19 protein-coding genes and 2 pseudogenes are annotated in these 20,401 nt (G+C 71.0%); 9 read left to right on the top strand and 12 right to left on the bottom strand.

The window, feature by feature from the left end:
• Window positions 1-17 precede the first annotated feature (17 nt).
• Window positions 18-713, top strand: a complete 696-nt coding sequence (locus OG780_RS04975; RefSeq protein ID WP_328445064.1) for a L,D-transpeptidase family protein — start codon at window positions 18-20, stop codon at window positions 711-713.
• 71 nt (window positions 714-784) lie between these two features.
• Entirely contained in the window at window positions 785-976 is a 192-nt protein-coding gene (locus tag OG780_RS04970; protein ID WP_326783913.1) for a hypothetical protein, read from the top strand.
• A 78-nt stretch (window positions 977-1,054) separates the two neighbouring features.
• Here OG780_RS04970 and OG780_RS04965 read toward each other — a convergent pair whose 3' ends face one another.
• Window positions 1,055-2,440 carry a S1 family peptidase gene (locus OG780_RS04965; protein ID WP_328445061.1) on the bottom strand — a complete coding sequence of 462 codons (1,386 nt, stop codon included), beginning with the start codon at window positions 2,438-2,440 and terminating at the stop codon, window positions 1,055-1,057.
• A gap of 407 nt (window positions 2,441-2,847) precedes the next feature.
• Window positions 2,848-4,200, bottom strand: coding sequence for an NAD(P)/FAD-dependent oxidoreductase (locus OG780_RS04960; protein WP_328445059.1), 1,353 nt, complete (start codon window positions 4,198-4,200; stop codon window positions 2,848-2,850).
• A 257-nt stretch (window positions 4,201-4,457) separates the two neighbouring features.
• Between OG780_RS04960 and OG780_RS04955 the strand changes: the two genes are divergently transcribed.
• The 4 genes from OG780_RS04955 (at window position 4,458) to OG780_RS04940 (ending at window position 7,735) form a co-directional block, all read left to right on the top strand.
• The gene (locus OG780_RS04955) at window positions 4,458-5,093 is read left to right on the top strand and encodes an HAD family acid phosphatase (protein ID WP_328445057.1); all 636 of its coding nucleotides are present in this window, start codon (window positions 4,458-4,460) and stop codon (window positions 5,091-5,093) included.
• A gap of 55 nt (window positions 5,094-5,148) precedes the next feature.
• Window positions 5,149-5,535 (top strand): PPOX class F420-dependent oxidoreductase, encoded by a 387-nt coding sequence (locus OG780_RS04950; RefSeq protein WP_328445055.1) that lies wholly within the window; start codon window positions 5,149-5,151, stop codon window positions 5,533-5,535.
• 377 nt (window positions 5,536-5,912) lie between these two features.
• Entirely contained in the window at window positions 5,913-6,890 is a 978-nt protein-coding gene (locus OG780_RS04945; protein WP_328445053.1) for a pectate lyase family protein, read from the top strand.
• 38 nt (window positions 6,891-6,928) lie between these two features.
• On the top strand, window positions 6,929-7,735 hold the full coding sequence (locus tag OG780_RS04940; RefSeq protein ID WP_328445051.1) for a pectate lyase: 807 nt from the start codon (window positions 6,929-6,931) through the stop codon (window positions 7,733-7,735).
• Between the two features lie 48 nt (window positions 7,736-7,783).
• On the opposite strand, the pseudogene OG780_RS44560 reads toward OG780_RS04940, so the two are convergent.
• The 5 genes and pseudogenes from OG780_RS44560 to OG780_RS04920 all read right to left on the bottom strand — a co-directional run.
• Window positions 7,784-8,149: pseudogene (locus OG780_RS44560) on the bottom strand (methyltransferase); the annotation flags it as partial.
• Window positions 8,150-8,259: 110 nt separating this feature from the next.
• A pseudogene (locus OG780_RS44555) lies at window positions 8,260-8,511 on the bottom strand (methyltransferase); the annotation flags it as partial.
• A 92-nt stretch (window positions 8,512-8,603) separates the two neighbouring features.
• Entirely contained in the window at window positions 8,604-8,975 is a 372-nt protein-coding gene (locus tag OG780_RS04930; RefSeq protein ID WP_392973043.1) for a Zn-ribbon domain-containing OB-fold protein, read from the bottom strand.
• Between the two features lie 760 nt (window positions 8,976-9,735).
• Entirely contained in the window at window positions 9,736-10,095 is a 360-nt protein-coding gene (locus OG780_RS04925) for a luciferase domain-containing protein (RefSeq protein WP_328445047.1), read from the bottom strand.
• Between the two features lie 114 nt (window positions 10,096-10,209).
• Window positions 10,210-10,890, bottom strand: coding sequence for a DUF6445 family protein (locus tag OG780_RS04920; protein WP_328445045.1), 681 nt, complete (start codon window positions 10,888-10,890; stop codon window positions 10,210-10,212).
• Between the two features lie 285 nt (window positions 10,891-11,175).
• On the opposite strand from OG780_RS04920, the gene OG780_RS04915 reads away from it, so the two are divergent.
• Window positions 11,176-11,946, top strand: a complete 771-nt coding sequence (locus tag OG780_RS04915) for a peptidoglycan-binding domain-containing protein (protein ID WP_328445043.1) — start codon at window positions 11,176-11,178, stop codon at window positions 11,944-11,946.
• A gap of 51 nt (window positions 11,947-11,997) precedes the next feature.
• On the opposite strand, the gene OG780_RS04910 is transcribed toward OG780_RS04915, so the two are convergent.
• Window positions 11,998-12,696, bottom strand: coding sequence for a nucleoside/nucleotide kinase family protein (locus tag OG780_RS04910; RefSeq protein WP_443062109.1), 699 nt, complete (start codon window positions 12,694-12,696; stop codon window positions 11,998-12,000).
• Between the two features lie 206 nt (window positions 12,697-12,902).
• On the opposite strand from OG780_RS04910, the gene OG780_RS04905 reads away from it, so the two are divergent.
• Together OG780_RS04905 and OG780_RS04900 are read left to right on the top strand one after the other, a co-directional pair.
• Entirely contained in the window at window positions 12,903-13,640 is a 738-nt protein-coding gene (locus tag OG780_RS04905; protein ID WP_326783902.1) for a beta-phosphoglucomutase family hydrolase, read from the top strand.
• Window positions 13,637-15,982, top strand: coding sequence for a glycoside hydrolase family 65 protein (locus OG780_RS04900; protein ID WP_328445042.1), 2,346 nt, complete (start codon window positions 13,637-13,639; stop codon window positions 15,980-15,982). The genes OG780_RS04905 and OG780_RS04900 overlap by 4 nt, the downstream gene beginning before the upstream one ends.
• 24 nt (window positions 15,983-16,006) lie before the next feature.
• Here the strand turns inward: OG780_RS04900 and OG780_RS04895 are convergent, their stop codons facing one another.
• From OG780_RS04895 to OG780_RS04880, 4 genes are all read right to left on the bottom strand, one after another.
• Window positions 16,007-17,263 carry a serine hydrolase domain-containing protein gene (locus OG780_RS04895; RefSeq protein WP_328445040.1) on the bottom strand — a complete coding sequence of 419 codons (1,257 nt, stop codon included), beginning with the start codon at window positions 17,261-17,263 and terminating at the stop codon, window positions 16,007-16,009.
• 234 nt (window positions 17,264-17,497) lie between these two features.
• Window positions 17,498-18,952 (bottom strand): CAP domain-containing protein, encoded by a 1,455-nt coding sequence (locus OG780_RS04890; RefSeq protein WP_328445038.1) that lies wholly within the window; start codon window positions 18,950-18,952, stop codon window positions 17,498-17,500.
• 86 nt (window positions 18,953-19,038) lie between these two features.
• A complete protein-coding gene (locus OG780_RS04885; RefSeq protein WP_328445036.1) occupies window positions 19,039-19,383 on the bottom strand; it encodes a YkvA family protein in 345 nt (114 codons plus the stop codon).
• A 98-nt stretch (window positions 19,384-19,481) separates the two neighbouring features.
• Entirely contained in the window at window positions 19,482-20,378 is an 897-nt protein-coding gene (locus OG780_RS04880) for an MBL fold metallo-hydrolase (protein WP_328445034.1), read from the bottom strand.
• Window positions 20,379-20,401: the final 23 nt, after the last annotated feature.

The following is a 20,401-nucleotide window of genomic DNA, read 5'->3' as shown; positions in this document are numbered from 1 at the left end:
CAACAGGAAGGTCCGCCATGGGGGACACACGCAGGCGGGGAGCTGTCGCGCTCGGACTCACCGGACTGGTGGCACCGCTCACCCTCGCGCTGGGCGCGACGCCAGCCCAGGCCGCGAGCTGCACGACGGCCGCCGGCCCGTACCAGAAGCAGGTGGAGAAGTTCCTCGGCCGGCCCGTCGACGGCCGGCAGTCCACCACCGACTGCAAGGCGATCCAGGCCTTCCAGAACAAGCACGGCATCACCCCGAACATCGGGTACGCGGGTCCTGTCACCTGGGGCGTGATGGACCTCATGAACAAGCAGAAGGCCGTGGGGAGCAATCCCAACCGGGACGGCAAGTGTCCGGTGAACAAGGGCCGAATCGCCTGCGTCAACCTCACGCTCCAGCTCAGCTGGATCCAGGACGGCAGCCGCCTGGTCTACGGACCGGTCCCGGTCCGCACGGGCAGGGACGGCTACGAGACCCGCACCGGCCTGAAGAAGGTCTACTGGCGTGACATCGACCACGTCTCGAGCATCTACAACGTGGCCATGCCCTACAGCCAGTTCTTCGACGGCGGTCAGGCCTTCCACTCGGTGGGCCTCAGCATGTGGAACCCGCCCGGCTCGCACGGCTGCGTCAACATGACCCCGACGACGGCCAAGAAGTACTGGTCACTGCTCAAGAACGGTGACGACGTCTACGTGTACGGCCGCAAGCCCGGCACGTGAGTGACGAGCTTCACGGTCCGGTATGTCGCCCCGTGGGTCTTTACTCACATCATCTTCACGTCAAGGGCCGTATGCTTCACGCCATGTGCACCACTCTTGACAACGACACTCAGCGATCCGCTGCCGAAGTCAACGAGGAGATCCGGGCTCTCTGGTTCCGGGCGGGTGGGTCGCTGAACATGGACGAGCGGCGCGAGTACCAGCGCCTCGTCCTGGAGTGGGCGAAGGCCGCTCCGTCGTCCTCGGCCACCCGGGCCGCCTGACCCTCCACGTCCGGCAGGGCTCCCCGTTCCCGGGGAGCCCTCACCTCGAATCCTCGGCAGCGGCCTCCGTCGGCCCGCTCAGCCCCAGCTCTGTGAATACTGCCGCCGGTAGGCGTTGCGGTCCTGCTCGGTGCGGATGAACCGGGTCGCCACGAACGCGATGACGCTTCCCCCGATGACGAGCAGACCAGGCCCGACATTGTTCGGGTCGGTGAGCTCGGAGACGAACGTCTCGGCCGTCCCCGTCTCACCCACCGCCTCGACCGCGCCCGGAGCCGCCGCGCCCGGCGCCCCTCCCTGCGAGGCCATCGCCGAAGCCGACGGGGCGAGGGACGGCTGGGCCGCGCCACCGGCGCCCTGCGCGGGCAGACCCGCGAGCGTCACTCCCAGCGCCGTCAGCGCCTTGGTGACGGGCTGGAAGAACGTCGTACCGCCGGTCTTGCAGTCCCCGTTGCCGCCCGAGGTCACCCCGAGCGCGATGCCTTCGGAGAACAACGGGCCGCCGCTGTCGCCGGGTTCGGCGCACACCGTCGTCTCGACCAGCCCGGTGACCGTGCCCTCGGGGTAGTTGACCGTCGCGTTGAGCGCGGTCACCTTGCCGTCGCGCAGCCCGCTGGTGCTGCCGCTGCGGAAGACCCGCTGGCCCACCGCCGGATCGGCGGCGCCGGTGATCCGTACGCCGTTGCCGCCGCCGATGGACACGACGTTGTTCCCGGCCGAGGTCTGCTGCCCGTTGTCGTACTGGATCAGTGAGAAGTCACTGCCGGGGAACGCCGTGGTGACCGTGCTGCCCACCTGCTGCTTGCCCGTGTTGTCGGAGAACCAGACCGATCCGGCGGGGCCGCAGTGTCCGGCCGTGAGGATGAACTCGCTCTGCCCGTTGGTCACGTTGAACCCCGCCGAGCAGCGCCCGCCGGTCGAGAAGATCGCCTGCGCGCCGTTCACCCGCGTGGTGAACGTGCCCTGGGTCCGCTGCATCCGCACCGAGTCGCCGATGCCGTCGGCCAGTTTCGTCATGCGCGACCAGTCGGTGGCGGAGACCGTACTGTCGGCCTGCACCACCACCTCGTTCTTCGTGTAGTCCACCGCCCACGCCGTGCCCGGCACGCGGGGTGCCGAACCGAGCGTCTGTGTCGCGGACTTGAGGTCCTGCATGCTGTGCGTCACGACCTTCGGTCGAGCACCCGCCCGCTTCACCGCGTCCGCGGCGTCCGCGTCGGTGACCGCGACGACGGGACGCCCGTCGGCGGCTATCCAGTTGCCGGCCGTCCGCGAGGTACCCAGCCGGGACACGAGTCCGGCACCCGTGTCCGCCGCGACCTGCGCCGAACTCGCCGTGGTGCCCGACGCGCCGGAGGGTTCGCTGGCCATGGCGCGTGTCACCATGAACCCCCCGCAGAGCAGCCCGCCGACGGCCGCCAGGCGCGCCCCCCGTTGGACGATCCGTCGTCGTGCGTGCCTCATGCGTGGGCTCCCGAAACCGTACGGAGCGGCGGCCCCGCCGCCGAGGGCCCCGGTCGAGGGCCCTCCCCTCATACGTGCGCCCCGGCCCGCGCGTTCACCGCCTTTCGGAGCTCTCGCACAGGTGGCCGGTTCGTGTCGGGAACGGGCCGGCGTCAGAAGCGCGCGGGGGCGCTCCTGACGCCGGCCCGGGCTTCGAGCCGCCGAAGTCGCCGCACTCCGAGGGGTGCTGGGACGACCGGAGCGCGACGCCGTCCGACGGGAGGAACGGGCCCTGTCCGAGGAGAGGGCCGGACCCTGTCCGACAGCAGGACGGGCGTCGGGGTCCTAGGGTCTGCCGTTTGGATCAAGTGGCGCCGAGGCGCGGTGCCCCTGCCCCGCGTCCCGCCGCATGGCCCAAACGGCAGACCCTAGACGCCCGTGCGGGTCCGGGCGGCCACCTCGGCCCGGCTCAGATACACATCCGTCCGTTCGAAGTCCCGCAGGGTTCCCTTGCGGTCCGCGAGGAAGCCGGTGCGGACGAAGTCGTCTCCCGCGACGGCGTTGAGCAGCCAGTTGGCACCCGTACGGAACCGGGCGGCGCCCGTGCGCAGGGCGTACAGGTGGTATCCGCGGGCCACGAGCTGCGCGGGCGCGCCCTTGAGGCCGATGCCGAGCGGTTTGGACACGGCGTCGTGGCCGCCGAGGTCGACGACCAGACCGAGGTCCTTGTGCCGGTACGGCAGGGTGGGCTCGCCGCGCAGCTTCGCCGCGAGGACCTTGGCCGCGTGCCGGCCCTGCCGGGCCGCGTGCTGGGCGGTCGGCGGGCAGGCGGAGCCGTCGCCCTTGGCCAGGTCGGGCACCGCCGCCGCGTCGCCCAGCGCGAACACCCCGTCGATTCCCGGCACCCTGAAGTCGGGCTCGGTGACGAGCCGTCCGCGCACCGTCTCCGCGCCCAGTGAGTCGACCAGCGGACTCGCCGCGACGCCCGCGGTCCACACCAGCGTCCGCGAGGGCAGCACCCGCCCGTCGGTGAGGGTGATCTCGTCCTTGGTGACGGAGGCGACGGAGGTGCCCAGCGAGATCCGTACGCCGCGTTCGCTGAGCATCCGCAGCGCGCTCGCGCCCAGTTTGTCCCCCAGTTCGGGCAGCAGCTTCGGGGCGACGTCGATCAGATGCCACTTGATGAGACCGGGGTCGATACGGGGGTGGTAGCGCCGTGCCGCCGCGGTGGTCAGGCGCTGGAGACAGGCCGCCGTCTCGGTGCCCGCGTACCCGCCGCCGACCACCACGAACTGGAGCCGCGCGGCCTGCTCGTCGTAGTCCGACGTGGCCGCCGCCAGGTCGAGCTGCGCGATCACGTGATCGCGCAGATACACGGCCTGGGCGAGCGTCTTCATCCCGCGCGCCTCCTCCGCCAGCCCGGGGATGTCGAAGGTGCGGGTCACGCTTCCCGGAGTGAGCACCAGGTAGTCGTAGCGCAGATCGACGAGGTCTCCGGTGATCTTCCGGACCACGCACACCTTGGCTTCCGGGTCGACACCGATCACTCCGCCCGGCACCAGCGCGGTGCGGTGCAGGATCCGGCGCAGCGAGGGCGCGACGGACTGAGGTGTGACGACACCGGCGGCGACATGGGGCAGCAGCGGCAGATAGAGCTGATAGTCGGTGGGGCTGATCAGGGTGACCCTGGCCTCGCCGGGGGTGAGCGTCCGTTCCAGGCTTCTGGCGGCCTCGACTCCGGCGAAACCCGCGCCGACGATGACGATGTTCGGTCCTTGCATCAGAGCAGCCTCTTTCCACTGGTGCCAGCCGCGAGCCCAGGCTCACACGGGTCGCGGACGCGTGCCACTGCACGGCGGGTACCCCGAAGAGCGCGAAGCACGATCTCTACCGATCGGTAACTACCTCTTCCCCCTCCGTACACGGGCTGCCAGGATCATTTCCGCCACGGCGACGGTCGCAGGCACCGTCGCCGTCTCGATGCGTGGGTTCGACCAACTCACGCACTCCGACGGACAGATGCGAAAAGGGGACAGGCATGACGGGACGCGGTGTGGTGCGCAGGATGGGCGTGGTGTCGGCGGTCGTGGCGCTCGGGATCGGGGGGACGGCCACCGCGGCCGGGTCCGCCGTCGCGGCCCCGGCCCGGACGGTCGCCAGTGCCTCCGCGGCGGCCGGTGTCGACTACGCCACCTGGCAGAACGACGTCCAGGCCGTCATCGACCAGGCGGTGCCGTACGTCGAGCAGCGCACCGCGAACGCCGGCGGCCGGAAGCTCGCGGTCGTCTTCGACATCGACAACACCGCGCTGGAGACCGACTTCCACCCCTGGTACGAGCTGCCCACCCCGGCGGTCGAGGCCTCGCTCGCACTCGCCCGCTACGCGCACTCCCGGGGCGTGGCCGTGTTCTTCGTGACCGCGCGTCCGGGCATCATCGCCAGTGAGACGAAGTGGAACCTGAAGTGCGTCGGCTACCCGGTGGACGGACTCTACGTGCGGGATCTGCCGGACCTGTTCGGTGAGGTCGGCGCCTACAAGACCGGCAAGCGCGCGGAGATCGAGTCCCGCGGCTACACGATCATCGCCAACATCGGCAACAACACCACCGACCTGGCCGGCGGCCACGCGGAGCGCACGTTCAAGCTGCCGGACTACGACGGCGAGCTGTCCTGACCCGGACGGCTCCGGCGCCGAGGGGGCCGTGGACCGTCCCGCATACACTTCCGCCATGGACGAGGCCTCGCTGGACGCGCTGGGATCGGGCAAGTACCTGCTGATCACCAGCTATCGCAAGAACGGCACGGGGGTCGCCACACCCGTGTGGGTGGTGCGGGACGGGACGGCGCTGGGCGCCTGGACCGTCGCGGACAGCTGGAAGGTGAAGCGCATCCGCAACCGTGCCGATGTCCTGGTCGGTCCGTGCGACGTGCGCGGCAGGCCGACGGGGGAGCCGGTCCCCGGCACGGCCGAGATCGTCGACGCGGCGGAGACGGCCCGCTACCGGAAGCTCATCGCCCGCAAGTACGGCGTGACGGGCCGTCTCACCCTGTTCGGCAGCCGCCTGCGCCGCGGCGAGAGCGGCACGGTCGGCATCCGTATCACCCTGTCCCAGTGACGTAGTCCGTCGTGAGGACGGCTTTCGAGCCGTGTGCCGTATCCCGGGAGGGCGCCGAGGGCGCCCTCCCTTTCGCATGCCCGCCCCACCTTCCACAGTGGCGTGGGTTCGCGGCTGTTACGGGAGTTGGCCGGATGAGTGCTGCCGGAAGCGTTGACTAGAAAGCGCTTACCGTTTACGTTCCCGTTCAGCAGCGTGGCCCGTGTGTGACATCTCGTATACGAGACATCAGATCTCCGAGCCGCACCACCAGGGCAAGTCGTCTTATCCAGCTCGCTTCGGGTCCATGAACGTCATGTCACACACTCTGCGCTGTTCAGATACAGGTACGGCATCCGTGTACATGTCCAGAGTCGCCTCTGAAGGGACACACCCGCATGCGTACGCTCCCCCCACGCAAGCGCCCCCGCCTGGCCCTGCTGACGGCCGGGGCCGCCACCCTGGCGGTCGCCACGGCACTCGTACTGCCGCAGCCGGCCGGAGCCGCCGAGACCGCGCCGGTCGGCTTCGGTGCCGGGACCACCGGTGGCGGCGGCGCGACCGCCGTCACCGTCACGACACTCGCCGCCTTCAAGACCGCCGTCACCGGTGACACGGCCAAGGTCGTGAAGGTCAGCGGCCTGATCTCGCTCAGCGGTCAGGTCGACATCGGCTCCAACACCACGGTCCTGGGCGTCGGTTCGGCGTCCGGGTTCACCGGCGGCGGACTGCGCCTGAAGAAGGTCACCAACGTCGTCGTCCGCAACCTGAACATCAGCAAGCCGGTCGCGCCCGCCGACGGGATCACCGTGCAGGCCTCGACGAAGGTGTGGATCGACCACAACGCCTTCTCGTCCGACCGCGACCACGACAAGGACTACTACGACGGCCTGCTCGACATCACCCACGCCTCCGACTACGTCACCGTCTCCTGGAACACCTTCAAGGACCACTACAAGGGCTCGCTCGTCGGCCACAGTGACAGCAACGCCAGTGAAGACACCGGGCACTTGCGGGTGACGTACCACCACAACTGGTTCAACAACGTCAACTCCCGTATCCCCAGCCTGCGCTTCGGCACCGGGCACGTCTACGACAACTACGTCGTCGGCGCCGACACCGCGGTGCACTCCCGCATGGGCGCCCAGATGCTCGTGGAGAACAACGTGTTCCGGAGCACGGCCGTCGCCGTCACCACGAACCGCGACAGCGACGTGGACGGCTACGCCAACCTCACCGGCAACGATCTCGGCGGAGCCGCGACCGAGATCTCGCAGGTCGGCACGTTCACGAAGCCGCCCTACAGCTACACCGCCGAGCCGGCCTCGACCGTCGTCGCCTCGGTGACGTCCGGCGCGGGCACCGGAAAGCTCTGACGAACTCCACCACCCCCACAGGAAGAAGGCATCCGGACATGACGTCATCAGCACGTCCGCGCGCCAGGCGGCGCGCCCTCACCGGCACCCTCGCCGCGCTCGGCCTCTCGGCCGCCATGGTGATGGCCGACGGCGCCCTGACACCGGCGAGCGCCGCCACCTGGCCCACCGCGACCGGCAGCCAGGCCGTCTCCTCCACCATCTCGGTCTCCGGTACCAAGGACTACGGGATGAAGCGTCTCTACGGCACCGGTGACCTGGGCTCGGACAGCCAGGACGAGGACCAGGGGCCGATCCTGGAACTGGCGGCGGGCACTGTCCTGAAGAACGTCATCATCGGCGCGCCCGCCGCCGACGGCATCCACTGCCTGGGCAGTTGCACACTCCAGAACGTCTGGTGGGAGGACGTCGGCGAGGACGCGGCGACGTTCCTCGGCTCCTCGTCGTCCAACGTCTACACCGTCAGCGGCGGTGGCGCGAAGGCGGCCAGCGACAAGGTGTTCCAGTTCAACGGCGCCGGAACGCTGAACGTGTCGAACTTCGCGGTGCAGACCTTCGGCACGTTCGTCCGGTCCTGCGGCAACTGCAAGACGCAGTACAAACGGACGATCAATCTCAACGGCATCGAGGCGACCTACAAGGGAAGCAAGCTCGTCGGCATCAACACCAACTACGGCGACAGTGCGACCCTGAAGTCCATCAAGATCGTCGGGGACAGCAGCAAGAAGATCGTCCCCTGCCAGAAGTACATAGGCAACAACACCGGGGCGGAGCCGACCACGAACGGCAGCGGCCCCGACAGCACCTACTGCAAGTACGCGACGTCCGACATCACTTACAGCTGACGGCCGTCGCCCGGCGGCTGAACGAACCGGCCTCGTACGCCGGTTCGTTCAGCCGCGTCGACAACCCCGCGGGTCGGTACACCTGGAACCCGGGCGCCGTGTGCGCCGGCCCGGTCCTGCGGGCGTGCAGCACGCTGCCGTCCAGGGCAGCGGCGTCCGGCCCACCAGGGTGAGGCCCGCGTCGGCGAAGAGCCGGGCGTAGTGGTCGGCGCGCCGTTCGCGACCGCCGACGTTGCACATCATGTGCAGGTCCCAGGCCGTGGCCGGCGAGGCCGAGCCGTCGGCGGGCAGGACCCGTTCGACGACGAGCAGATCGGCGCTCTCGTGCATCGCGCGGGCGCAGTGGCGCAGGATCTCGCGGCAGCGGTCGTCGTCCCAGTCGTGCAGGACGCGGGACAGGACGTAGACGTCGCCGCCCGCGGGTACGTCCGCGAAGTCGCCCGCCCGGAAGGCGCAGCGCGCAGCAGCCCGCCGGTGTCCGTGAGCCGGAAACCGTCGCGGTCCTCGCGCACCACGCCGAGCATGGTGAGGTAGCGCAGCAGGGTGGCCAGGTTCGGCTCGAGGGCGCCGACGGCCCGCGCCGGTTCCGCCACGCCGACGCCCCGCTCCTCGTCCATCGCGTCGGCCACCTCCAGCCGTGCGAACGCGGCCAGGGCCTGCGTCGTCCACGCCCCGGTCGGCAGACGCAGCAGGGTCTCGGCGGATTGGCGCTCACGGCATGCGTCGAGGTGAGCGGCGAGGACGTCGCGGTGGTCGCCGGGGACGTACAGCTCCACGCGGCGGTACCCGGCCTTGGCCTCGGCGGGCGCGCCGAAGTGGAACACCGCTGGGGGCAGGCTCCGGGTCCTGCCGTCGCTGGGTGGGTTCTTCAGCTCCAGGCGCTGTACGGGCCGTCGATGAGCTGGAACACCGGCTGCCGGCGCACCGGGTCCTGGGCGGTGGAGAGCTGGACCCGGTCGCCGCTGTGGATGGTGGCGGGCGAACCCATGACCCGGCCCCGGACCGTGAAGCCCTCCGCCATCTCGATCAGGGAGACATTGCGGGCGGCCGGGGTGTTGCGGTGGATCACCGTGGAGTGGCGCACGACGCCCGTGCCCGCGCTCGCCTCCGTCCGCAGGTCGCTGCCCGCACACACGGGACAGAGAAGGCGGTTGTACATGGCGGTGGCGCACCAGTGGCACCGCTGGAAGAGCAGCACGTCCCCGGCGCGTTGCGCCGAAGCGGTGTCGAGGCGCTCCACGGATCCCGCGTCGAGCACGTCCGTCGAGGCGTTCAGGCCCGGGTGAAGGGCGATTCCTGGGTAATACACGCTGTCATCTCCCTGCGCTCGGCCGGAATCTGATGTGCGCGGATCGCCGTGCACGACCACAGGCTATGGCACTGAGTGCCACCTCGTAAAGTACTCCGTACCTTTCAAATGAAACTCCGTACCTTTCGTGAAGAAGGGTGTCGGCGGCCGGTCCGCGCTCGGTCTCGCGCGAAGGCCGACTCGATCTCCTGGACCGCGCGCCAGGGAGCCGGCATCGAAGTCGAGGTGGTGGCACTCGGTGCCCTCAGGGCAAGGGGCTGAGTTCCCTGACCGTCCCGGCCGGGATTTCCTGAGCGTCCCGGCCGGAAACGCGCACGGGATCCGCTCCGGGATCCGCACCCGGAATCAGCTCCGGGATCGGTGCGGATCGCTCCTGGGAGTGCGGGGTTCCTCATGCGGCTGTTGCGCGCTCACAGGTGAACTCCGCGCGCAGAGAGTGAAGTTGACAGTGCATAAGTGGTGATCGACTATGTGGTCGAGCCGTGGCCCTCCTGACCGAGGGGTCCGGTGTTCTTCGACCACTCACTCCCGGGACGGCCTCGGGCGGCCGTGCGCCGCCCGCCGTAGGCGTGCGACGGGCGCCCGCCCCCGGCCCGCCGCGTCATCGCCCCCGGACGACGCGGTGAGAAGAGCCTCGGCACTCGTTCCCGCACGAGTGCCGAGGCTCGCTGTCCTCCTGTCGGCGCCGCGGTCAGCGGTCGTTGCAGGCCGTCGAGAATATGTCGTCGCCCGCCATGTGCCCGTTCCGATGGGCCTGCAGGGCGACGCTCACCAGGGTCAGCAGGAGATCGATGTCCGAGTCGACTTCGAGATGGATGGTCACCCAGCGGGAACCGGGCACCATGCGGATCGCCGTCGAGGTCCTGAGCTGGTCCTCGAAGCGCCGGATGGCCCGGTCGGTGAGATGCAGGTCGACATCGTGTTCGGAATGGAAGTGGACGATCTCGCACTGCGCGGCGCACAGTGCGCGTCCCGTGCCGCAGCTCGGCAGGGACTCCGCGAGGTCCGGCCAGCCGGCCAGTCGCGTCATGGCTCTGGAGGCCAAGGTCATGCGCCCATCATGACGAGCACACTTCCCGGCCACCAGAACTTGGCGCGGATGTAATCCCTCTGTCGTCGAAGAATGTCTGGTTTTCGCCTGGTAATTGACGAGGGGCTGTCCTGGTCACGCCATCCAGAAGAAGACGGCGGTCATCCGCTTGTCCTCCATGGTGGTCCCGCAGTAGCCGGTGGCGCTGTGCATCAGGTTGGCGTTGTAGAGGAGCAGCCGGTTGTAGCGGTGCGGGACGCGGATGTCCTCGACGAAGGAGTCCGGCGGGACGAACCGCGTGCCGAGGGCCTCGACCAGATTGTTGTGCGGCGCGACGACGACGTTGCCGCCGAGCCGACCCCCGGGCAGGGACTGCCGGAAGAAGGCCGTTCCGCAGTCCTTGGGGGCGTTCGGGTTCAGATAGAGCACCGCCGCGTAACGGCACAGGGCGCGGGAATCCGTGTGCGGGCGGGGCTCGCCCTCGTCCTTGCCGACGACCTGGACGCAGTTGTGGTTGAGCGTGGCGCCCGACGGGGTCGACTGCTGCCACAGCTCCCGGGCGCCGGTGGCCTTCCTCACCAGCCGCTCCACACCCGCCAGTTCGTCCTGCTCCAGCCCCGGCATCGTCCGCAGGCCCGGCCAGCTCTCCGAGGTGTACGGATGGCCCTTGGCCCAGTCGTCCCTTCCGACGCACCGGGCTCGTACGGCATCAGGATCGGGCAGCACGTCGTCGAAGACCCAGTAGTCCCGGTCGCGCGTGGGCTTCCGGTACGGCAGGACCGGCAACGCCGGAGGGATGGGAGGTTGTGGGGGCATGCGGCCGACCCTATGGACGCGTCCGTCAGTGATCTCCAGGGAACTGGTCAACCTTCCGCCAACTCGGTTCATGGATTGGCCAAGGCAGGGAGTCCGGCGTCCGCGCGAGGAAGCGTGCGCTACCCGCGACGTCAACGGCGTCCGAGAGCAGCCGAGTTCACCCGTCCATGGCAAGGGTGACCCGTTGGTGATCACCGAGGAGCGGGGGCGGTGAACGTCCCGGCCCGCGCTCGCGTATCACTGCACAGGGACGGCGGGAGACCGCGTGGACGGAAGGAGAGCAGTGTGCCGACACGGCCCGAACGCGGGAGGTCCACCGGGCGCTCCGTGATCGAACCCACGCACGTCGAGCGCAGCCGCCGCTCGGAGTCCCTGGCGGAGCTGCTCCGGCAGGTGCGCGAGAAGGAGGGGATGACCGACGCGGACGACGACTTCGGTCCGGTCTACGAGCCGACACCCCCCGTACGGCTCCTGCCCGTCCTGGTGGAGGAGGACGAGACCGAGGAACTGCCCCCGGTCCCGGGAGGCGAGGACTACACGGCCGACACTCCGCAGGTGTACGGGGCCGACCCGGCCGAGGGGACATCTCCCGGGGGCGGACGCCCGCACGAGAAGAGGCCCGGAGGCGCCCACGGCCCGGCCCGTGGCGCGGGCCTGCGCCGGGCCGCGATCACGCTCGCCATCACGGCGGCGGGCCTGACCGGCTTCGCCCTCGCCCTCCTGGTGCCGGGCGGGGCCCCGGGTGACGCGTCCGGGGCGACAGGAGAACACTCCTCGACCGCACCGGCCGACCGGGCAGCGGACGGGGCCTCCGATCCGGACGGTGCCGGCACGCTCCGGGAGGGTGACAGCGGCCCCGAGGTGACCGCTCTTCAGCAACGCCTGCTCCGTGTCCCGAACGTGTACGACCACGGCAGCGCCAGCGGCACCTACGACGCCGCGCTCACGGCCGCCGTCGCCCGCTTCCAGCTCTGGTACGGCATCCGGGGCGACGAGTCCGGCGTCTACGGCAACGACACCCGGGCCGACCTGGAATCCAGGACGGCGGCCCCCTGAGACGGCCGGGGCGGCCGGCGCGGTGACGCTCGCTCCCTCCGCCCCGGCCCCCTATACCTGCCGTTCCCGTGCACGGCCGACAGCCGTCCCGCCGAGGGCAGTCCCGACGACCGCCGGTCCGACGACGAGGTCGGCGCGGTCCCGGGTCGCGGCGACCAGCTCGGCGTTACGCTGATCCGTTCCGAGCACCCACGCCACCGCCGTGTCGTGGTCCTTCCCGAACTCCTCGTGGCGCGCGACCAGCCGCCGGATACGGTCGGCCTCGTCGAGCTCGCAGAACCACACCTCGTCCAGCTGCGCCCGGGCCCGCGCCCACGCTTCCTCGCGCAGCAGCAGGTAGTTCCCCTCGGTGACGATCAGACGCGCGGCCCGGGGAACCGCGAGGGCTCCCGCCAGGGGCTGTTCGAGGACCCGCTCGAAACCCGGCGCGTAGACGAGCTCCTCCTCGTCCTCGCGCAGTCTGCGCAGCAGCGCCGCGTACCCCGCCGCGTCGAACGTGTCCGGAGCCCCCTTCCGGTCCCTGCGCCCCAGCCGGTCCAGCTCGGCGTCCGCGAGATGGAACCCGTCCATCGGCACGTGCGCGACACGGAAGGGCCCGACCTCGTCGAGCCGCCTGACCAGTCGCTCGGCTAGCGTCGTCTTGCCCGCCCCCGGACTGCCGGCGATCCCGAGAAGGGCGCGCCGGCCGGGCCGTACGAGCGCGGCGGCCCGTTCCACCAGGTCGTCGAAGGACGGACACACCTCGGTCATACGAGTCCGGACAAGGACGCGGGGGCAGCGGTCTCCATGCCCTCCAGTATCGGCGACGCGGGGCGCGGGGGAAGTCCCGTACCGGACGGGCCGAAGGCCGGGAAGGGCGGGGAAGGGCCGGGAACGGCGGCGACGGTTCCTGAGCCAGGGCGGTGATGTGGCGCTCGCCACCCGGTGGAGACGGTTCCCGGGGGCAGACTCCTCGTATGACTGAGCTCGGCCTGCCGAAACAGATCCTGGCCTGCCTCTTCGACCTCGACGGGGTCATCACCAGAACCGCGGTGGTCCACGCGGCCGCCTGGAAGCGGACGTTCGACGACTTCCTGAGAGGACGCGACGGCGACGGATTCCGTCCCTTCGACGACGCCGACTACGCCGCGTACGTGGACGGCCTGCCCCGAGCCGACGGCGTACGGTCCTTCCTCGCCTCACGCGGCGTCGAACTCCCCGACGGAACCCCCGACGACCCGCCGGACCGGGCCACCGTCCACGGACTCGGCAACCGCAAGAACGACCTGCTTCTCGACATGATCCGCAACGACGGGGTCGAGGCCTACGACGGCACGCTGCGCTACATCGAGGCGGTCCGGGCGCACGGCCTGCGGACCGCGGTCGTCTCCTCCAGCGCCAACTGCCGGGACGTCCTGCGCTCGGTGGGGGCGGAGGCACTCTTCGACGTACGCATCGACGGCGTCGTCGCCGCCGAACGGCGGCTCCCGGGCAAGCCGCGCCCCGACACCTTCCTCGCCGCGGCCAAGGACCTCGGCGTCGAGCCGTCCGAGGCGGCCGTCTTCGAGGACGCGCTGGCCGGCATGGACGCGGGCCGCTCGGGCCACTTCGGGTACGTCGTCGGCGTGGACCGCGTGGGCCAGAGCGCCGCCCTGCGCGCCCACGGCGCCGACATCGTCGTACAGGATCTCGACGAACTGGGGGAGCGCGCGTGATCACTCATTCCTCGTACGGAGTCGAACCCTGGAGCCTGCGCGAGAGCGAGCTGCACCTCGGGCTGCTGCCGCAGAGCGAGTCCGTGTTCGCCCTCGCCAACGGCCACATCGGCTGGCGCGGCAACCTCGACGAGGGCGAACCCCACGGCCTTCCCGGCACCTACCTGGGCGGCGTCCACGAAACACACCCTCTGCCCTACGCCGAGGCGGGCTACGGCTATCCGGAGTCCGGGCAGACCGTCATCAACGTCACCAACGGCAAGCTCATCCGGCTGCTCGTCGACGACGAACCGTTCGACCTGCGTTATGGACGGCTGCGCTCCCACGAACGCGTCCTCGACCTGCGCACCGGGCTCCTCACCCGCACCTGCGAGTGGACCTCACCGGCCGGCTCCACGGTCCGGGTGCGCTCCACCCGGCTCGTCTCCTTCACCCAGCGGGCGATCGCGGCCGTCGCCTACGAGGTGGAGCCCGTCGACAGCCGGATCAGAGTGGTCGTCCAGTCGGAGCTCGTCGCCAACGAGCAACTGCCCGGACGCGAAGGCGATCCGCGCGCGGCGATCGCCCTGGAGTCGCCGCTGGAGCCGGAGGAACACTTCGCGGCGGGAGGCCGGCTGCGGCTCGTGCACCGAACCCGGCACAGCGCCCTGCGGGTCGCGGCGGCCGCGGACCACGCGGTCAGCGGCCCCGACAGGACCACCCTGAGCGGCGAGAGCAGCGACGACCTCGCCCGCCTCACCGTCACCTCCGTGCTGGAGCCGGGCCACACCCTGCGCCTGGAGAAGGTCGTCTCCTACGGCTGGTCCGGCAACCGCTCCCTGCCCGCCCTGCGCGACCAGGTCGACGCGGCCCTCGCCGCCGCCCGGCACAGCGGCTGGCGCCGGCTCGTCGACGAACAGCGCGCCTACCTCGACGACTTCTGGGCACGCGCCGACGTCGAGGTGGACGGCGACGAGGAGATCCAGCAGGCCGTCCGCTTCGCCCTCTTCCACGTGCTCCAGGCGGGCGCCCGCGCCGAACAGCGCGCCATCCCCGCCAAGGGCCTGACCGGCTCCGGATACGACGGCCACGCCTTCTGGGACACCGAGACCTTCGTCCTGCCGCTGCTCACCTACACCGCCCCGGGCGCCGTCGCCGAGGCGCTGCGCTGGCGCCAGAACACCCTCCCCGCGGCGCGCGAACGGGCCGCCCAACTCGGCCTGCGGGGAGCCGCGTTCCCGTGGCGGACCATAGCGGGATCGGAGGGCTCGGCGTACTGGCCGGCGGGCACCGCCGCGTTCCATGTGAACGCCGACATCGCCGACGCCGTCGTGCGCTACACCGCCGCCACGGGCGACACGCGTTTCGAACGCGACACCGGCGTCGAGCTGCTGACCGAGACGGCGCGGCTGTGGCGCTCCCTGGGACACCACGACCACCAGGGGAGGTTCCACATCGACGGGGTGACGGGGCCCGACGAGTACAGCGCCGTCGCCGACGACAACACGTACACCAACCTGATGGCCCGCGCGAACCTGCTGGCCGCCGCCGACGCGGTCGAGCGGCACGCCCGGCGGGCCGCGGAGCTCGGCGTCGACGAGGAGGAGAGCGCGGCCTGGCGCGACGCGGCCGACGCGATGCACATCCCCTACAACGACGAGCTCGGGGTCCACGAGCAGCACGCCGGATTCACCCGCTATCAGCGCTGGGACTTCACCTCCACCCGTCCCGACCAGTACCCGCTGATGCTGCACTTCCCCTATTTCGACATCTACCGCAAGCAGGTCGTCAAGCAGGCCGACCTGGTGCTCGCCCTCTACAAGTGCAGCCCGTTCTTCGACGAGGAGCACAAGGCCCGCAACTTCGCCTACTACGAACCCCTCACCGTCCGCGACTCCTCCCTGTCGGCCTGCTGCCAGGCCGTGATCGCCGCCGAGACCGGTCATCCGGGCCTCGCCTACGACTATCTGGTCGAGGCCGCGCTGATGGATCTGCAGGACCTGGAGCACAACACCCGGGACGGCCTGCACATCGCCTCGCTCGCCGGGACCTGGACGGCTCTGGTCGCCGGTTTCGGCGGGCTGCGCCACCACGGGGACACCCTGGAGTTCGCACCCCGGCTGCCGGAACGGCTCAGCCGCCTCGCCTTCTCCCTCCAGGTCCTCGGACACCGGCTGCGCGTGGAGATCGGGCAGGACGTCGCCACCTACACGCTCGCGTCCGGCGGCCCGCTGGAGATCCGCCACCATCACGAGACCCTCACCGTCGACGCCGACAAGCCCCGCAGTCTGCCCATCCCGGCACCGAGGCTGCGCCCCGCCCCTGACCAGCCGCGGCACCGGCGGCCGAACTCCCGGGGGTGAGACGCGGCGCGGGCCCCCGGCGGGTCAGTCGCGGCGGACGGAGGGCGCGATGTCCTCGTGCCGCTCCATGGGCGCCACGCCGGGTGCGGCGGCCCGAGCGGCGGCCCTGGTCGTGGGCTTGCCGCAGAACGCGGGCTCCAGGGCGCGGTACATGGTGTTGAGCACGGCGGTGTTGTTGGAGGTGTTGGCCAGGGCGGTGAGGCTGCGCTTGCCGTCCTTCGTGGTGAAGGCGTACGTGTAGTAGCCCTGCACGGTGCCGGTGTGCCCGTAGACCGAGATCCCGCACGACAGCTCGCGGCGGCGGAGCCCGAGGCCGTAGGACGTGGTGCTGTTGACCCGCGTCCACTTCGTCATCTGGGTGAGCTGGGCGGCGGACATGAGCTTGCCGCGCAGCAGCGCGGAGAAGAAGGTGTCCAGGTCGTGCGGCGTGGAGATGACGGCGCCTGCGCTCTGCGCCCAGGAGGCCGTCTGCTTGGTGGAGTCCACCAGCGCCGCCCCCGCCGTGTCGGGTGTGAGGTAGCCGTTGGCGTGGCGGCCCGGGATCGCGGTGTCGGGGTGGACGTAGAAGGTGCCGGTCAGGTTCAGCGGGGTGAAGATGCGCTTCCGGTACTCGGTGGCGACGGTGTGCCCGGTCAGCTTCTCGATCAGCATGCCCGCGACGACGAAGTTGGTGTTCGAGTACGAGTAGGCGGCCCCCGGTGCGTTGGTGCGCGGTTTGGCCAGCGACAGCTTCACCAGGTCGCGGTAGCCGAACACCTTGTTGCGGACCGTTTCGAAGCCGGAGACGGACCGGGCGAACATGTCGTTGGTGTAGTCGTACAGACCGCTGCGATGGCTCAGCAGGTGCCGCACGGTGATCCTGTCGTCGGGCAGCAGGCCCGGCAGATAGGTGTTGACCGGCTTGTCGAGTTTCAGTCTGCCCTCGTCGACGAGCTGGAGCAGCACCACGGCGGAGAAGGACTTGGTGACGCTGCCGACGCGGAACCGGTCGTTCGTGCTGATGGTCCGTCCGGTGGCGCGGTCGTCGACCCCCTCGACGAGCCGGTGCACCGTGCCGTTGTCGTCGATTCTCGCCATCGCGCCGGGTGCTCCCTGACCGCGTGCCGTACGCAGGATCGCCCGCAGGCCCGCCTCGTCGGGCGCCGCGGCGGCGGCCACCGCGGTCCGTCCGCTGCCGGAGAGGTGCGTGCCCGCCGGCGTCACGGCCTGTGCCGGGCCCGCCAGCAGGGATGCCACGACCGCGCCCAGCGCCGTCCCCGTAACCGCCGTTGCTGAGACCATCTGCTTCTCCCGAGTGCCATCTGCCGGTTCGACGTCCCGGCCCCGACCGCGCCGCGGATGCGGGCGACGGCACCATCTGTACGCGCTGATGGGGCGCGAGGGTTGCAACGCCATGGGGATGCAGCGGAAACGGGCCGACGGAATCGGCGAATTGGCGGAAAGCCGCGCGCCGGGCCCGCCCGGTCCGTACGGCGGACGGGAAGTGCCGGACGAGCCCGGAGGGCTGACGCCGGTTCAGCCGCCGAAGAGCTGGGTCCAGTACGTGCCGGCCCTGCTGCCGCCGGCCAGGCCGATGCCTATGTGGGTGAAGTCCCGCTTGAGGATGTTGGCGCGATGGCCGGGACTGTCCATCCAGCCCCGGACCACCTCGGCGGGGGAGCGCTGTCCGCAGGCGATGTTCTCGCCGACGGCGCGGTGGGCGGAGCCCGCCGCGGCGGCGCGGTCCCACGGCCTGCTCCCCTCGGGGGAGGTATGGGCGTAGAAGTCGCGGGCCACCATGTCGGCGCTGTGGGCCTGGGCCGCGGCGGTGAGCGTCGCGTCGGCGGCGAGGGGCGGCAGTCCGGCCGAGGCCCTTTCGGTATTGGTGAGCGCGATGACCTCGCGTGTCGTCCGGTCCAGGCCCGCCGGGCTGAACGGCCGGGCCCACAGCGCCGTCCAGTACAGGTCGCCCGTGCGGGCGTCGGGGACGCCGGCCAGTCCCGCCTGGTCGAAGGCGGGATCGCACAGCGTGCGCCGTGACGGCTCGGCGGAGAGGCAGTACTCGACGAATTCGTGCGGGGTGCGCGGGCCGGAGACCAGATGCTCGCCGATGGTCAGGTACGGGTAACCGGCCGCGACGACGCGCTGGTAGACAGAGACGCCGTCCGGGGTCTCCGAGGCGAGCGTGCCGCGGGCCGCCATGGCGGCGGAGTGGCCGCGCGCGGCGGCGGTCAGCCGGGTGTCGAGACGGACGGGCGGGGAACCGGCGGCGGCGCGCGCGGAGTTCACCGGTCCCAGGAATCCGTCGGGGTCGGGGCCGCCTCCCGGCGCCCCCGGCGATCCGCCCCGGGCAGCCGCGCCCGGCCGCCGGGCGCCCGGCGCGACGTGCGGCGTGACGCCCGGCGCGGAGCCCCGCGCGAAGGCCGGCCCCGGATTCGGCACCCTCATGGGCCGCCTACCGCCCACCCCGTAGGGGCCGTCGGGCGCCGCCGCGCCGCCCGACGGCGCGCTGTCCTCGGTGACATCGACCCCGAAATCCCGTGCGACGCCCGCCAGTCCGTCGGCGTACCCCTGCCCGAGGGCACGGAGTTTCCAGGCCGTACCGCGCCGGTACAGCTCGGCGAGCAGCAGCACCGTCTCCCGCTCCGGCCGGGGCGGGGTGAACCGGGCGAGGACGCGGCCGTCCGCCGAGGTGACCTGAATCGTGGGGGAGGGCAGCCGTCCCAGGGGAGTCGTGAGGTCGGTGGGGCTGACGACGACGGTGACGCGGGAGGCTCCGGTCCTCAGCCGCGGCGGATCGACGGTGAGCCGGCCGCCGTCGAGACGGACACCGGGTGCGACCGGCTGGTTGTAGAACACGAAGTCGCCGTCGCCGCGCACCTTGCCGCTGTCGTCGGTGATGAGCGCGGACACGTCGAAGGGGCCGGGCACCCTGAGGGTCAGGGTCCCGTCCGGCAGGGGCGTGTTGCCCCCGGGAACCAGCTCGCTCATGCCGCCGCCCGTCGAGGTCGTGATCCACGCCCCCCGCCAGGGATGCGGAGCACGGGCCGTCGACCGCTCAACGGACCGCCTGTGGCCTACGGTTCCCGCGACCGGCGCGGGACCGGGCCGGGGTCGCCCTTGGCGGGGGAGAGGGGTGGGCGGAGCGACCCGGAGGGTACCGCCGAGCGCAGCGAGCGCAGGGCGAGCAGCATGACGCCGATGTCGTCCAGGTAGACGGGGTCGGGCAGCAGGTCGGTCGGCAGCACGAGATAGGCGACGGCGCCCCAGAACACCCAGCGGGATCCGGTCGGCAGTCCGGCCCGCCGCAGGTCACGGCGGGCGCGTACGAGCCGGAGCAGGAGCACCAGCGCCACCGCGAGCGCGGCGGCCGCGAGTACGGCGACGATGACGAGGACCACGGTCCACGAGGTCGAATCCATGTGTCCGTCCAGAGATGTCGTCGGGTGCGCTTCCTTCCCGTGTGCCCGCTCGTGCCCAGGCTAGCTCCCCTGGCAGTGCTGTCCGGGCACGCGTTCTCTCACCGCAGGGTGTCGCGGCGGCAGATGACGAAGTCGTCGAAGACATGCCGGCCGGGACGTGAGCCGACGGACTCGACGGCCCTGCGGACGTCCATGAGCTGATCCGTGGTCATCTGGAGCGGCGGCTCGTCGGGCTGGTAGGTGGTGCGCACGGGGTAGTCCCGTCCCGGTTCCCGGGTCATCTCGATGTGGCAGCCCAGTACGTGGGTGACCGGGCGGCGCCCGCAGAAGTCGATCAGCCGGTCGACGGTGCGGGTGAAGGCCGGCCAGTCCTCGACGTACAGGCGTCCGGGATAGACCGTGTCGCCGGTGAGCAGGACCCCGGTCCAGGGGTCGAAGTACGTCACCGCGGCCTCGTGGTGCCCGGGGGTGGCCAGGCATTCCAGCACCCGGCCGCCGAGGTCGACACGCGCCACGGCGTCGGGATCGTCGTGGAACCCGAAGAAGTCCCAGGCGCTGTCGAGGGCGGCGTCCACGACCTCGGTGCCGGGACGGCCGGTGAACTGGCCGTCCCCGGCGATGTGGTCGCCGTGCGGATGGGTGTGCAGCACGAGCAGCCCGTAGTCGTCACGGGGGTGCGCGGCCAGCCAGGAGTCCATCACCTCGTCGACGACCCGGCGCAGCGGGAAGTGGTCCGCCGAGGCCGTGGCGCCCGTGTCGATCAGGACGGCTCGCGCGGTCCCGAACAACAGGAACATGAAGGGCGCTTCGTAGTCGATCGCCATGTTCTGGCGAAGGATCACCGTGTGCTCGTCGTAGGCGTGGACCTGGATGTCGGGGTCCGTGTTGTGCTTGGCCGAGGGCGAGCCGTGGATCCACCGCACGTCGAGCGGTGCGGCCGCCGCGGAATCGTCGCCTCCTGGGGCGCCGTCGGTCTGCTGCCCGGCACTGTCCACGCTGTCTCCCTCGGACTCGGTCC

The sequence above is a fragment of the Streptomyces sp. NBC_00386 genome, assembly GCF_036063235.1.
Lineage (GTDB): Bacteria > Actinomycetota > Actinomycetes > Streptomycetales > Streptomycetaceae > Streptomyces.
This window is presented reverse-complemented; position numbering and strand designations above follow the sequence as displayed.